Origin of the sequence: Brevundimonas sp. UBA2416 (assembly GCF_002343105.1) — a bacterium.
Taxonomy (GTDB): Bacteria; Pseudomonadota; Alphaproteobacteria; order Caulobacterales; family Caulobacteraceae; genus Brevundimonas.
In genome coordinates this window covers 19,755-34,219 of sequence record NZ_DDRM01000014.1, presented here as the reverse complement: position 1 = coordinate 34,219, position 14,465 = coordinate 19,755, and the positions used below count along the sequence as shown (strand labels likewise).

The 14,465-nt window shown below is 65.3% G+C and carries 11 protein-coding genes and 1 pseudogene; 4 read left to right on the top strand and 8 right to left on the bottom strand.

Annotated elements, in window-relative coordinates:
• Window positions 1–100 precede the first annotated feature (100 nt).
• The 5 genes from B3E43_RS03745 to B3E43_RS03725 all read right to left on the bottom strand — a co-directional run bounded on the left by B3E43_RS03745 (window position 101) and on the right by B3E43_RS03725 (window position 6,452).
• A complete protein-coding gene (locus B3E43_RS03745) occupies window positions 101–859 on the bottom strand; it encodes a dienelactone hydrolase family protein (protein WP_292026743.1) in 759 nt (252 codons plus the stop codon).
• A gap of 202 nt (window positions 860–1,061) precedes the next feature.
• Window positions 1,062–4,427: a TonB-dependent receptor domain-containing protein gene (locus tag B3E43_RS03740; RefSeq protein WP_292026741.1), complete on the bottom strand. Its 3,366-nt coding sequence runs from the start codon at window positions 4,425–4,427 to the stop codon at window positions 1,062–1,064.
• Between the two features lie 392 nt (window positions 4,428–4,819).
• Window positions 4,820–5,638, bottom strand: coding sequence for a response regulator transcription factor (locus B3E43_RS03735; RefSeq protein ID WP_292026739.1), 819 nt, complete (start codon window positions 5,636–5,638; stop codon window positions 4,820–4,822).
• 12 nt (window positions 5,639–5,650) lie between these two features.
• On the bottom strand, window positions 5,651–6,235 hold the full coding sequence (locus B3E43_RS03730) for a MarR family transcriptional regulator (RefSeq protein WP_292026735.1): 585 nt from the start codon (window positions 6,233–6,235) through the stop codon (window positions 5,651–5,653).
• Window positions 6,225–6,452, bottom strand: coding sequence for a hypothetical protein (locus B3E43_RS03725; protein WP_292026733.1), 228 nt, complete (start codon window positions 6,450–6,452; stop codon window positions 6,225–6,227). Before B3E43_RS03725 ends, B3E43_RS03730 begins: the two co-directional genes overlap by 11 nt.
• A gap of 315 nt (window positions 6,453–6,767) precedes the next feature.
• On the opposite strand from B3E43_RS03725, the gene B3E43_RS03720 reads away from it, so the two are divergent.
• Complete coding sequence (locus tag B3E43_RS03720) at window positions 6,768–7,370, top strand: winged helix-turn-helix domain-containing protein (protein ID WP_292026731.1); 603 nt, start codon at window positions 6,768–6,770, stop codon at window positions 7,368–7,370.
• A gap of 137 nt (window positions 7,371–7,507) precedes the next feature.
• On the opposite strand, the gene B3E43_RS03715 is transcribed toward B3E43_RS03720, so the two are convergent.
• Window positions 7,508–10,516 (bottom strand): TonB-dependent receptor domain-containing protein, encoded by a 3,009-nt coding sequence (locus B3E43_RS03715; RefSeq protein ID WP_292026729.1) that lies wholly within the window; start codon window positions 10,514–10,516, stop codon window positions 7,508–7,510.
• Window positions 10,517–11,164: 648 nt separating this feature from the next.
• Here B3E43_RS03715 and B3E43_RS16175 point away from each other — a divergent pair.
• Window positions 11,165–11,332 (top strand): annotated as a pseudogene (locus tag B3E43_RS16175) (DDE-type integrase/transposase/recombinase); the annotation flags it as partial.
• A 110-nt stretch (window positions 11,333–11,442) separates the two neighbouring features.
• Here the strand turns inward: B3E43_RS16175 and B3E43_RS03710 are convergent.
• The gene (locus B3E43_RS03710) at window positions 11,443–12,015 is read right to left on the bottom strand and encodes an NAD(P)H-dependent oxidoreductase (RefSeq protein ID WP_292026727.1); all 573 of its coding nucleotides are present in this window, start codon (window positions 12,013–12,015) and stop codon (window positions 11,443–11,445) included.
• Between the two features lie 76 nt (window positions 12,016–12,091).
• Entirely contained in the window at window positions 12,092–12,922 is an 831-nt protein-coding gene (locus tag B3E43_RS03705) for a universal stress protein (protein ID WP_292026725.1), read from the bottom strand.
• Window positions 12,923–13,032: 110 nt separating this feature from the next.
• Between B3E43_RS03705 and B3E43_RS03700 the strand changes: the two genes are divergently transcribed.
• Window positions 13,033–13,398 (top strand): c-type cytochrome, encoded by a 366-nt coding sequence (locus tag B3E43_RS03700; protein ID WP_292026723.1) that lies wholly within the window; start codon window positions 13,033–13,035, stop codon window positions 13,396–13,398.
• 205 nt (window positions 13,399–13,603) lie between these two features.
• Window positions 13,604–14,464 carry a universal stress protein gene (locus B3E43_RS03695; RefSeq protein ID WP_292026721.1) on the top strand — a complete coding sequence of 287 codons (861 nt, stop codon included), beginning with the start codon at window positions 13,604–13,606 and terminating at the stop codon, window positions 14,462–14,464.
• Window position 14,465 lies beyond the last annotated feature (1 nt).

Below are 14,465 nucleotides of genomic sequence, written 5' to 3'. Positions count from 1 at the left end.
ACCGGCGACGCCTGAACGAAAGCGACTTCAGGAAACATCATGCCCGGCGGCTCAGGCCGACCCTGCCGGAGACCCTCGATGGGGACCGGCCCGCACCCTTTCAGTCCGGCGTGACAGACTTCGGCGCGAGGGCCTCGACGAAAAACCCGGTCGCCCTGGCGAAAATGTAGCCCCAGGTCGACTCATCGAACGTGTGTTGCGACGACCGCATTGCGATCGTGGTCACCGGCACGCCGGCGTTCTGCAGTATCCCCGCCCAGCGGCGGGTTCGGGCAGGCGGGATGACCGGATCCCGATCCGCGTGGATCAGGAGAACCTGCGGCCGGCGGATGATGTCGCGAGGCGCGACATTGCCGGCTGACGCCACGCCGACGACCGCCCGGATCGCGGTCGACTGGACGGCGACTTCGGCGGCCAGATATCCGCCACGGGAATACCCCAGGGCGCCGAGACGGTCCGGGTCCACGCCGGGAAGTTCCAGCGTCCAGGCGGCGGCATCGCGCACCGCCTCGGCCCACCAGCCAGTGTCGTCGGTTTGTGCTGCATCGGGTGCGCCGCTGAAATAGTCGGGAATGACGACCGTACAGCCCCGCAGGGTCCAGGCGGCCGCTTCGCGATGGAAGTCGCGCAGGGAGCCTGCAAGCCCGCCCGAGCCGTGCAGAAGAAGGATCGCCGCGCCCGTGAGATCGCCGACCCCGGTGGGCTCCATCACGAAGACGACATGATCCCGTCCCCGGCTCAGGAAGACGGTTCGGCGTGTTTCCATGACGCCGGCGAAGGCCCCAGGCGCAGCCGGGCCGAGACCCAGACCGAAGGCGGCGCCGGCCAGGCAGTGGCGGCGGTTCAAGATGAGGCCCAAGCTCTGCTCCTCCTGTATCCAGATCCCGGGCGGCGGCCCTGTCCGCCGCATACGACGGATGGAGCCTTGGCCCGGACGCGTGTGGCCCCCCGGCTTCCGATCCCGATGCGACCCCCCGTCGATCTCGGACGGGGGGTCGCGCCAGGCGATAATGGGGACCCTTGCGGACCGCCCATTACGCCCTCGGTTGTTGAACGAGGTTCTAGAACGGGCGGTAGTTGAGCCCGATGAAGAAGCGCGTCCCGTAGGGATCGAAATTGGCGTTCAGAACACCGCCCAGGTAGCGGGCTTGCTCGGCGTCGAAGGCATTGACCACCCCCATGCGCACCGACAGGTCATCCGCAGCGTTCCACCTGACCGTAAAGTCATGGCGGGCGAAGTTGCCCGTGTCATAGGTGTCGAACGGCCGGACGTCGATATTGCCCGTTCCCACCTGATCGCGGTAACGCGCGCTGTCCTGGGCGGTCTGCCAGTCTACCGTCCAGTTGACGCTCCAGATGTCGTTGGGCGTCCAGGTCAGCGACGAGGTCAGACGGACGCGCGGAAGTTGGACGTCCGATGAAATCTCCTCAAAGGCACTCGGGTTTCCCGGGTTGAGGAACCGCTTCTGCTCGATCAGCCAGAGGCCGCCGACGCGATAGTCGAACCGGCCCCAGTTGCGGCCGAACACCTCTTCGGTGTCCAGCGAGTAACGCGCCTGGAAGTCCAGGCCGCGCGTCTGCAGCGCAGCATAGTTGAGCGGCGCCTGGATAAACCCGCCGACCGGGTCTCCGTTAGGCGCCCCGATGCCGAAGGGGATCCCGGGGTTCCTCCGGAAGATGAGGTTGCAGGCCGTCGGATTGAGGGTCGGGCCGTTGACGCAGTTGGCGGCGATTTCGCCGACCAGCGGGTTGGCGATCACATTCTCAATCTTGATCTCATAGTAGTCGAGGACGACCGTGAGGTTGGGAATGAAGCGCGGCTGAAGGACCGTCGAGAAGGTGAAGCTCTCCGATTCTTCGGGCTCGAGAGCGGGGTTGCCGCCAAGAACACCGGCAATGCCCGATGCGTAGGTGCGGCCACCGCCTGCCGGGAGAACGAAGTCGTCCCCATTGCCCGGAGTCAGCCCGGCGAAGTCGAAGGCGAGCGTCGTGCCATTGGCCGCATTGTAGGCAGCGAGGAGGGCCTGGCAGTTGGCGATGCGGTTCGTCCGGATCTCGGCCGTCTGCAGCGCAATGTCATTGGTGGTGCAGGGATCGACCAGGTTGTTGCCGAAAGTCTGGTTGAAGGGTGAGAAATTTTCATTCAGGTTCGGCGCGCGGAACGAGGTGTTGAGGCTGGTCTTGAACGTGATGTCCCCGATCGGACGCCAGACCAGGTTAACGCCATAGACGTCGCCCTCGCCGGCGGTCGAGTAGTCGAACTGACGGTACGATCCGCTCAGTTCGGCGTATTCGCCCAGCCAGCTGTCGCGGAACAAGGGAATGGACGCCTCGGCGAACCACTCGTCCGATGTATACTCCGCCCCGGCGAAGTCCGCGCCCGTGTTAAGGAACAGCAGGCGGTCACCGGTGCCGGCGGTGCGGCCGACCCCTTCCGTGAACTCACGCCGGTGTTCAGCGCCGACGGCGATGCCGATCGCACCGGCGCCCCAGAAGTCCCAGAGCTGGCCGGAGATCGCCGCAACCGCCTGTTCCTGTTCGTTAACGTGGGTGACGGTGATCGCCGCATCGACATAGTCCAGCGCCGCCTGGCTCTGGTTGCCGGCGCCGAACACATTCAGCGGGACGCAGTTGTCGACCGCGGCCTTGAATGCCGCGTTGTTGTAGGCGGTGCGACCGCCGAAGACGCCGCGGACGTAATCGTCGAGGTCGCCGACACCCGACCGCTCGATCCGACGGGCGCGGCAAACGATCTCGCCGGGACGGCCATTGACGACGCCAGCGGTGTCGACGACGGCGTCGGCGGCCAGGGCGAAGCGCTGGGCATCGACACCGCGTTCGATATTCGCGTTGGTGGCCTCGCCGGCGGTGTACGACAGATCCCAGTCGATATTCCTGATGAAGGCGATCTGGTCGAAGTCACCCCCCAGGGCCACGACAAGGCGATTCACTTCGCGGTGGTTGTCCTGGCTGCGATCCGGGCCGAACAGCACGTGGCGCGCCCACTGGCGGGCCGTTGTCGTCGCCGCCGTACCCTCCGTGTTGGCGTTGGCCGTCCAGTTGGTGACCGTGTTGGCTGTGATCGCATCCTTCACGTTCTGGGGCAGGAAGGCGTTGTCGGTGTAGCGCAGATCGAACTGGTTCAGGGCCCGCATCGGGTTGGTCCAGGTCGAGAGGTAGGAGCCGTCGTTCAGGAAGATGTCGAAGAAGACGGGTTGACCGATGTCGAAGGTATCCTCCTCGACCATCTTGTATTCGACGCTCAGATCGACGTTATCCAGCAGAGCGAAATTGGCGCCGACCTGGTAGCGCTGCGAGGTCGACTCGGGAACGCGGCTTACCTGACCGAAGTTGTTCGGGTTTTCACCATCGCCGCCGATGTTAAAGGTGCGGTTGGAGCCGACGTTGCCGACCCGCTGACCGAAATTGGCCAGGCGGGCGGTGTTGCCCTCGTAGACGTAGGTCTTGGTGGGGTCGAGGCTGTAGCAGTTTGCGCTGGTCAGCGCGGTACAGCTGGCCAGCGGCACATCGGGATCGTTCAGCGGGCTGGGACGCTGCGAATTGGCCAGTGTGGTCTGACCCCAGCGCGGACGCGACAGGGTCGTCAGATTGCGGAACAGCCGGTTGTCGATCACGCCATCATTGACCGCCGAGGTCGGATCGGCGTCGACTCCGACGAGGGCATGCGCGTCTTCGAGCCAGTCGATGTCGAGGCTCTGGACCTCATCGATGTCTTCGTACTCGCCGAAGGCGTACAGGTTCAGCCGGTCGTCAAACAGGTTGATGCCGGCCAGGGCCGAGATGCGTTTGTTGGCCTGGCCGTCCTGGTTGATCATGCCGTAGTTGGCGTCGATCTCGAGGCCTTCAAAGTCACGGCGCAGCTGGAAGTTCAGCACGCCCGAGACGGCGTCGGCGCCGTAGACCGAAGAGGCGCCGCCGGTGACGATCTCAATGCTCTGGATCAGAAGGCGCGGAATGGAGTCGATGTCCACCGCCAGGTTGCCCTGCTGGGAGCCGACATGCCGGCGGCCGTCAACGAGAACCAGGGTGCGACCGGCGCCAAGCGAGCGCAGGTTGGCGAACGACAGACCACCGTCGTTCAGGTTCGAACCGGTGGTGTCCGACGGAACCACTGAGCTCGACAGGGCCGGCATGGTCGCCAGATAGTCGATCACCGTCGACTGGCCAGTGGTCAGGAGCTGCTCGCCCGTGATCTGGATCAGCGGGGTCGGGGCGTTGGTCGGGTCACGACGGATGCGCGAACCGGTGACGACGACCTCGTCGATCTCGGTGGCCTCCTGGTCGGACTGACCCTGAACGTTGACGCCCGGGAGCTGATCCTGGGCGAAGGCCGGACTGGTGATGGCGAGTGCGGCGACCCCGCACAGCATCGACGTTCCCAGAAGACCGGATTTGTTTCTAGCCAATTCAAACTCCCCTAACTTCGCTGCGAAGTGATGGAGCAGGCTACACAGCAAACATGACTGACCAAAGAGTTTGTGTCCCTTGTTTGTCATTAGAACGACAGACGAGGCAGCCCGGTCACATGTTCTACACTGTAACAACTACGGTATAGTTAGCTATCAAATTGGATAGTTGTTGCAAACTTGCACAAGTGATCGCGCACAAGTCGCTCAATGTTCTTGCCCAACCCGGATGCCGGCGTTCCAGTCCAGCCGGCAGGCTTGCGAAGTCGGGGGCGGTTCGACAGAGGCTCGGCACGCTCGACGGCGGGCTCCCCGTGCGCCGGCTCGGTCCCGCCGCGGGTCGCTATATCCGCGACGTCGAACAGCTGGGCCCGTCTCCTGTCGGGCAGCGGTCACAATGCCGGCGACCGGTCAACCTCGCTCATCTGACGCGAGGAAGCGGCGAAGCCCTGCGACCCGGCGCACAGGGCGGCGACATCCTCTTCCATGAAATACCCGCCGGAGCGCAGCGTCTTCACCGTGTCGGCCTCCAGGCCCGCCTTCATCATCTTGCGGCGAAGCCGGACGATCGACGTACGGAAATGATTGGCCGACAGGCCGGGGAGTTCTTCGGCCGCGATTTCGCCCGTCACAGGCTGGCCCGGCCGAGCCAGAAACACGTAGAGCAGAGCCACTTCGCCCGGCGTGAGCACCGCGGTGTCGCCTGTGGGGCCCGTCAGTTTCCGCGTTATGGCGTCGATGCGCCACGATTGCGCTCCGCGAACCCGCTGGCGGCCGCCATCCATGCCAAGGATACGGGCATTGAGCAGCGCTCTCGAGCGCCGGACCAATGCACGCGCTCTCGCGAGCAGTTCCCGGCTGTTGAAGGGGCGACTCAGCAGATCATCGGCCCCGACCTCCAGGGCGATGACACGGTCGGTTACGTCAGCGCTGTCCGAGATCATGATGATCGGGGCGGCATATGAAACCGCCAGTCTGCGGCAGACGGCCATGGCCCCGCCGTCGCGCAACCGCCCATCGAGAATGATCAGGTCGGCGTCTTCAAGTCGAAGGGCGACTTCCGCTTCCGCTCCGGTTTCGACCCCGCGCGCCAGGAAGCCCTCGGTCTCCAGCAGGTCGCAGATTTGCAACCGTTCGCCTTCATCGCCGCAGACCACAAGCACGCCCGGATCGAGCTCTTCGAACTGTCTGGAAATTGTCTGGCTGGTCATTGCATTCATACTTCACGAAGCCGCCGCCCGCGCGCGGTCGCCGGGGAGTGGGAATTGCCAGGAAGCTGAACCGCCCGGCGCACTGGGAGCAGACAGCTGCGGGCCTCTGGTGGGGTCGATGCAGGGCCCGGTCCAATCCAGGAAAGCGGCATCCGGTCCGCCCCGCCTGGCGACGGCCTCGCTGACGTCGGGCAGTGAGACATCCCGCCCTTCTCCCGCGCAGATCCGGACCGGGTTGGAGATCAGGCGGTCGATCCTGGCGCACAGGTCCCTGCCCTGCCGGGTCAACCGTATGGTCTTGGAGTTTCGCGCGGGGCCCTGGGCGCAGAGTTCGACCAGACCCAGATAGGGCGGAAGGGCCCAGCGTGATCCCCTCGGCGTCAGCGCCCGAATAGAGCGTGAGGCCGTCGGCTTCGTCAGGCCGCTGATGGTCGCCAGCTCCGTGACGCTTATGCCTTCGTTTTCCGCGACATAGAGAAAGACCAGGATGTTGGACACGTTGATGCCCATGTCCAGGGCGCGGAAAGTCTCGACGGCGGCGAGGACCGTGTCTCTTCGGCGGCTGGCTCCGAACCCTGTCATGGCTTCAGTCGACATAGGAGTTCAGCTTTCCCGTGCTGGAGAGCCTGCCGACGGCCGGATGGCCAGGCGACATGCCACGACGCACCTGCCGTCGTTCCCGAAACTCGAGTGCCGCGTCCGCGTAGCTGTCGCGCATGGCGCCCAGCAGGGATTCGATGCGCCGCTGGTGGTCCGCCGCGTCGACAAAGTCGGCTGCATCAATGTCGATGGTGATGATCGCCCGCAGTCTCATGTCGCGCACTCCCTCCCGGCGCGGGATTGCGCTGTGCTGAACCGACGCCAGCGCCGGTCCGGACCAAGGGAGCGTGGGACTGAGTCCATGGAAAAGGCCTGTGCAAGCGTACCAACTGGAATGATCGTGACTCCGATCATGACGCAAGTTAGTATTTATTCCAGTGACTTTTTTTTAATAAGAGATCGCCCCCTGGAACCAGCCATGCCGGGCGTTCCGGCGAATTTTGTAGTTGCCGGTTTGCAAATGTGACAGACGCGAGGCAAGCACCTTGGCCTCAGTCAAGCCGCCAAGCCGCGTTTTGAAGGGCTGTTCATGAGCACCAGGAAGGAAGATTCGGACGAGACCCTTTGGGTCATGAGCAGGGAGCAACTCCGACTGGCGAAGAGCCCGCGCCGACATGACATCGTGGACCGTCTGGCCGCCTCGGGACCGCTATCGATCCGTGAGCTCGCCGAAATGCTCGGGGCTCAGCCGCCGGCGCTCTATCACCACATGCGCCAGCTGGTGGAGGGCAAGATCGTTGTGGAGGCGGGGCATCGCACTGTCCGCCGGAAGCGCGAGCAACTCTACGACACCGTGTCCCGACGGATCCGCCTCGGCGCGGCGCTTGAGGATCCGGCGAACGACGATCTCATGACGGAAATTGTCGCGGGGCTGACGCGGCAGATGGACCGGGACTTCCGCCACGGGCTCAGCTCAGCCGACCGTGATGTGGCGGGCCCGACCCGTAACCTTGGATTTCTTCGGGTGGTCTGCACCCCCAGTCCACAGACTCTCGAGAAGGTGAATACCAAGCTCGAGGAGATCGCGGACCTTCTGTGGCGCGACCAGGCCGGGGACAGTAATCCGCCTGTCGTTTTCCACTGGCTGATGGCGCCCCTCACGCCTCCCCCCAGAGATCCCGGTAAGGGCTAGCGAACAGGCGTTCGTCGGTCCCGCTCACCCGGCTCACAACCCACCGCTGACGCGACCACTCACGGCGCTCCGCCCGCGAGACCAAAAGGGCGGCGGACCCGAAGATCCGCCGCCCCGAATGTTCTCGACGTCAGGCCCTAGAAGTTGGCGGTGACACCGAAGAAGAAGTAGCGGCCGTTCGAGTCATACAGCTGCGGATAGGTGTTCCCGTTACCGACGGTGCCGACGCTGGTGGACAGAGGCGGATCGCTGTCAAACACGTTGTTCACGCCGGCGCGCAGTGTGACGGTGTCCCTCACCTGCCAAACAGCGGCCAGGTCGAAGTAGTTCTTGTCGTCAAGAACCTTGTCGATGCGTGCCGGGCTGTTGTCCAGGCTGCCGTCAGGCCCGAGAACCGCGACTTCCGACTCGCCGTAGTAACGCCAGGTGCCCGAGATATCGAGATCCCACGGTGTTGCCCAGGTGATGCGCGAACGGTGACGCCATTCCGGATTCGGGACGTCGCACTGGTTGGCATAGAAGCCCGCGCAGTCGTACACGCTGTTGACGAAGCCCAGACCCGTGTCGGTCCCCAGTTCCTGCAGCAATGTGCCGACGAACGAGAACTGCAGCGAGCCCATGTTGGCCGCACCCCAGTCTTCCAGATCAACGCCGTAGTTGGCGTTGAAATCGATGCCCGAGGTGTTGCGGCCACCGATGTTGACGTTGGTGTCGATGACATTGCCGTTGTTGAGCCACAGGGCCCCCGTCGCACCATCGCGCACGATCAACGAACACGCCAGGGCGTTGCCGGCAGTGTAGCAGGCGTCCAGGGTGTTCAGGGGACCGATCCGGCCGATGAGGTTTTCGACCTCAATGCTGTAGTAGTCGATCGAAAGGTTGAAGCGAGGCAGGAAGCTCGGCGTCAGGACAACGCCGAGGGTGTAGGTATCCGCCGACTCCGGCTCCAGATTGGCGTTGCCGCCCTGAAGGAAGTTGTACTGACCGGCGGGGCTGTCGAGCAGACCTCCGTCGCGTTCAGCGGCCGTCACCTGGTGAGCGCCTGCGCCCACGCAGCTTGCTGGAACCGGTCCGGCTCCCTCCGCTGCGCGGCCGGGGGCCGAACAGGGATCGAAGTCCGCGTCGAACAGGTTGAAGCCCCGCGCGGTGAACAGTTCGATCACGTTCGGGGCCCGCACCGCGCGCGAATAGCTGGCGCGGAAGCGGACGTCTTCAACCGGCGCATAGTCGAGCCCGACCTTGTAGGTGTCGGCGCCGAAGTTTTCGTACTCCGAACGTCGGTAGGCGGCGTCCAGCGAGGCCGAATAGGCCCAGGGCTGGTCGTCTGCGAGCGGGATCTGGATCTCGCCGAAGACTTCGGCAACTTCGGTGTCACCGACGAAACCGATGGTGGCGCCGCCCGTGCCTGCCCCGTCGCCGGTGGCGAAGGCGCTGTCCGTGACCGAACCGAGGTAGTCACGGCGATACTCGGCACCGAACGCGACCTGAACGCTGCGTGAGGCGGCCGGCATGGACCAGCCCGTGTCGCCCGTGATGGCGGCGGTCACGACCTGCTGGGTGGTCTCGCCGGTCTGGAGCATCGGGATCTGCACATAGTCCAGCGCCGCCTGGGTCACGCCACCCGGCGCGAAGATGTTGTAGGGCACACAGGTGGGATCCGACCCGTCCACCACCGACCGGCAGGTCGCGGTAACGCCGGGGCCCGGGTCGCTGTCGACGACGTCAAACGCACGGGCGAGACGCGTGTTCGAGAAGTCGTTCAGAGCGGTCCGTGCGAGGCGAACACGCGAGAACTGGGCGGCCACATCGTAGTTCCAGCCGTCCGTGATCTCGCCGCGAACCCCGGCCACACCGCGGTAGGAGGTGTAGTTGAGCGAGTCTTGGCGACCGCCGCCTTCGACGTTCCGGCGACCGATCAGCATGTCGACGGAACCGGCCAGACCGCCGCCGGCGCAACCGATGGTGGTGCGCTGTTGGGTCGACAGCAGCGGGTTGGCGCACTGCACCGTGATGATCGGCCCGAGGAAGGCGCCCGAGGGAGCGATCTGCGCCACCGACTGATAGTCCGAGAACATCAGTTGGGCGAAGACTTCCGCCTTGTCGTTGACTTCATAGCGACCGAAGGCGCCGAGGGTGTAACGCTCGTCGGGTCGCTGGTAGTAGTTCGACGGGCCGTAATTGTACTGGTTGAGTGCGGCATTGAAGGGCACGAAGGTGCCGGTGCCGACGCCGGCGGTTCCGCCGACGGTCGAATTGGACCCGGTGTTCAGCGAAATGAAGCGCCCCGGGAAGGAGGTGCTGGAGCCGCCGCAGACGAAGTCCGCGGTGCCGGCCCCGCCATCGATCGCGCAGGCCGAATAGTCGCGGTCGCGCTGCAGGATCGCATTGTTGTTGCGATAGCCGGCGTAGGCCATGATGTTGCCGCGGCCGTCCGGCGACGAGACGCCGAGGGTCACGTTCAGCGAGCGGCTCTCACCGTCGGAGACTTCGTCCTCGGGCAGGGCGAACTGCGTCGGGTTGGTCGCGGCGCGACCGGCGATGACGTTCCGCAGGTTGCCCACGCCGTCATAGCCGTTGTTGTGCTGATAGAAGCCATACTGGGCGTCGATCTGCAGACCTTCGAAGTCCTTCTTCATGATGAAGTTGACGACGCCGGCGACAGCGTCCGAGCCGTAAACGGCGGAGGCACCGCCGGTCAGGACTTCAACACGCTCGACCAGTTGTTCCGGAATCTGGTTCAGGTCGGCGGCGTCGTCTCTCGGCGAGCCGTAGCCCATGCGACGACCGTCGATCAGCACCAGGGTGCGCGACGAACCGAGGTTGCGCAGCGAAACCGTGGCCGTACCCGTGGCGCCGTTCGAGACGGTCGAGTTCTGGGCGGCGAAGGCCTGGGGCAGCTGCGAGATCAGGTCTTCGACCCGTGTCACGCCCTGGACGTCGATGTCCTCGCCGGTGACCTGCGTCACCGGGCTGGTGGTGACGAGGTTGGTTTGCGGGATGCGCGAACCGGTGACGATGACATCGTCGAGTTCAGCGTCCTGAGGCGTCGCTTCCTGCGCAAGGGCCGGGGCCGCCGCCGAGAAAAGCGCGGCGCCGCAGATGATGGTGGAAGCCAGCAGTCGCTGGCGGCGAAGAGTAGCTTTCACGGGGCGATTCTCCTGAAATCGGCGACGCCGCTCCAACCGAGCGACGGGCGCATCACTCCCCGAGGTCCAACCTGAGGAAACGCGTCGTGAATAGTTAGCGGCAATGAACCAACGCCGTTCAATGGATACATTGGCATGTGTCTTGGATATTTCACGAAATGTCGCGCAAAGGGCACGACAACAGTCATAAAGGCGCCAAATGACTGCACTTTACTTGTATCACGATGTAACAAATGTTGCGGTGATGTCGCGAGCCTGCACTTATTCGGTCACAACTGCCACAGCAGTGCCGGCCGGCAAGTGGCCGCTTGTCGATGGGCGACCTTGGCCGGAGGCTGAGCGTCGGGAACGGGGCTTCCTGTAACGGATTCGAATCACGACGCGCGGTTTCTCGGCGCGCCGGTTCTCACAGGCTCCGTCAGCGAAAACCCAGCTTGGCGCCAGGGCAGACCCGCCAGGCGGGTCGCCATGGCCAGATCGACCAACCCGTTCCGTTACTTTGACAGCTCGCCCGAGGTGATCCGCCTCGTGGTGATCATGAACGTGAAGTGGCTGCTGTCCTTGCGAAACCTGTAAGACCTGCTGGCCGAGGGCGGCATCGACATTTGCCATGAGACGGTGCGGTTCTGGTGGAACCGCTTCCGTCCGATGTTCGCAACCGGGATCCGCAGGAAGCGGGTCCGGCAGAGGCGCGCCTTCACGCACGGGCGGTGGCACGTCAACGACGTCTACGTGAATATCTACGGCAAAATGCACTACCTCTGGCCAGCCGTGGATCACGAGGCCGAGGTGCTGGAATCCTTTGCCAGCAAGACCCGGGATAACCGGAGACTCAGCGTCCCCCGCCCTGCCCGGGCTCAGTGGAGAAAAGTTGGCGTTGAACTGACATCACCCGTTGTCGTTGGACTGACAGCAAATGTCGCACTTCAACGCCCTCGGAAACCCAGGGTTCGCACCGTGGACAGCCAGGCTTGCCGACGCGCGGCGTTGAGGCTTTCGACACCGCCGATCATGGTGTCGCGGATGGGCCGGAATCCCACGAAGGCGAGTATGCCCCGTTTCAGCGCCTTGAGGCCGTGGGCTCCGAACCAGAGCCGGTACACCGGCGCAGGCATGCCCATGGTCACGATGATCCGCGCGGATCGACCGGTGAGCCGCGCGGACATGGCCTGTCCGGCTCCGAAGGCGAAGCCCGGCCGAAAAACCTGCTCCAGCAGAGCCTTGAGTCGAGCCGGCGCGGCGCCGAGCCACAGCGGGTGCACGATCATCAGGTGCTCGGACCAAGCCACCAGAGTCTGAACCTCTGCCAGGTCATGACTGACGTGCGGGGCCTCCCAGCTGACGCGATCCAGCAGCATGGGAAACTCCAGGTCCGCAAGGCGCAGCAGGCGGACCTGGTGCCCCGCCTCCCCTGCGCCATCCGCATAGGCGTCGGCCAAGGCATGGCAGAACCGCGACGGATCGCGGTCCGGATGCCCGTCGATGATTCCGATCCGCATGGGCTCACACGGTCCGGAGCCGGGCGCGTTCAGGATGAACCTGGTTCAGGGTTCGGGCCATCAGCGGTCTCCGCCGTCAGTGGGCGAGGCAGAGACAAATCGGGCTGTCGTTGATCAGGTCGCGCGTCACCCCGCCGAGCGCCCATTCCCGCAACCGTGCGTGGCCATAGCCGCCGGCCACGATCAGGCCCGCGTTCCGGGCGAGGGCTTCGTCGAGAATCTGACCACCGACCGGCCGTTCACCCCGGCGCGCGATCAACGGTTCAGCGGAAATTCCATGCCGGGCGAGGAAGTGGACGACATCGGCCAACTCGACTTCGACCACGGCCGCGTCGTCGCCTGAGCAGATCGAATGGAGGGTGACACCCTGCGCCCGGCGCAGCAGCGGGAGGGCCGCCGCAAGCGCCAGGCGGGCTTCCCGACAGTCTTTCCAGGCCACCAGGGCGTGCTCGCCAACAGGATTTCGGACGCGGACGGGCGGGACCACCAGGACCGGCCGGCCGCATCCCATGAGCACATCGGCGACATCCGGTGCGTGGTAGGGACCGCGCGGGTTGCGGCTGCCAAGCACGACCAGGTCGGCCGCGCGCGCGGCGCGCGTGCACGCCTCGCCCGGATAGCCGATCTGGCCCCGCCAGTCGGCTTCAATATCCCGCTCCCGGACGATCCCGGAGAAGCGATTGCGGGCGCGCTCGACGTCGGCCTGCGCCATGTCGCGATACAGGGTGAGCAACTCGCCCACCATCGCTCCGCCGCCCAGCGGATCATACAGCGGCGGGGCCATCGAGCCCGTACACAGGCCGGTCAGGTGGGCGCCGAAGGTGTTGGCAAGATCGCACGCGAGTTCGAGGCGACTGTCGCTTTCAGGGCCGTCTTCGACGGCGACGAGCAGGCTGGCGTAGGTCATGGCGATCTCCTTGCGGACAGGAAATCGAAGAAATCCGGCGCCCGCATTGACGAAGATCAATGCCGGGGCGCCCTTTCCGGACAAGACTGGGACAGTCGTGGAGAAATCTCATGTTCGTCCTGCGCTCCCTCGCCGCCCTGGCGCTGTTCTGCACCGGCTGCGGAGCCATCCAGCCGCCTGTCCCGACGCCCGCGTCATTTGCCGGGGACGGGCCGGTCCAGGCGGCCGAGCGCGGCCGGCGGCTCGCCGACTCCGCCTGCGCCAGCTGTCACGCCACCGGACCGGTCGGAGCCAGCCCGATGGCCGCAGCCCCGCCCTTCCGGCAGGTGGTTCACCGCTACCCTCTCGACCGGCTCGAAGGCGCCTTCGCCGAAGGATTGGTGACCAGCCACCCCGCCATGCCCGCCTTCAACTTCCGTGCGAGCGAGATTGACGATCTGATCGCCTGGCTCGAAACCGTCGAGGCCGAGCCCTGAGCCTTGCGGCTCCGGGCCCCCGTTTCCGGGGCGCGGCCATGGCCATTCTCCGCGGCCGGAGACCTTGGACGGCCGCAAAATGTTGGAGACCTTCACCGGCTGAGGCTTGGAATCCATGCCCACCTGCGGCTGTTCGGCGTTTTGACACGGATCAAGGATGAGGCCTGCCGGGCGGGTGCATGGTTCCGTGGAAGGGAGAACCATCATGAGCCTGAAACGCATCCTTGCCCTGGCTTCGGGCGACGCGAGCGACTCGTCCGCCCTTGCCTTCGCCGCAACGCTGGCGGCCCAGCACGACGCTGTCGTGGATATCGTTCCCGTCTATCCGGATTCCACCGCAGACATGATCGCCCTCGGCTTCACCCTCGGCTCCACGGTTTCCCAGGACACCGTGGAGGAACTGGCGGCGGCCGAACGAGGCCTGCAGGTCCGGATTGAAGACGTGGCGCGCCGTGCGGCGAAGGACGCTGACGTGGTGTTCGGGCCCGGAGACGGCGCACCCCGCATCCGTGTTCTCGGCCGGAGCTTGCGGCCCTCGCTGGCCCTGTCCCGCCAGACCGTCCTCGCTGATCTGGTGGTGATCGGTCAAGAGAGTATCCGGCCCGGGCTCACGCAGGAGTTGCTGGACCAGGCGCTTCTCAGCGACCGCGCGCCGGTGCTGGTCGCCCGCGGCGATCCGGATCGCCTGTCAGGGCCTGCGGCGATAGCATGGGACGGGAGCCTCCAGGCCGGCCGCGCGGTTCGCGCCGCCCTGCCCTTGCTGGCGATGGCCAGCGCCATCCACGTTCTGCAGTGCATCACCGGCCTGGAACGGCAGGCAGGCGACCCCGACATCGACCTGCTCAACGCCTACCTCAAGCGCCACGGCGTCGGCGAGGGGGTGGCCGTCCCGGTGGAGGGCGCCGACGCAGGCGCAGCCCTGATCGCGGCGGCGGAAGCCCGACAGATCGGACTGCTTGTCGCCGGCGCCTGGGGCCATTCACGGGTCCGCGAGACGATCTTCGGCGGGGCCACACGGCGCTTCCTGCGCCACACCGGCGGCCCCAGTCTCCTGCTGGCGCACTGAC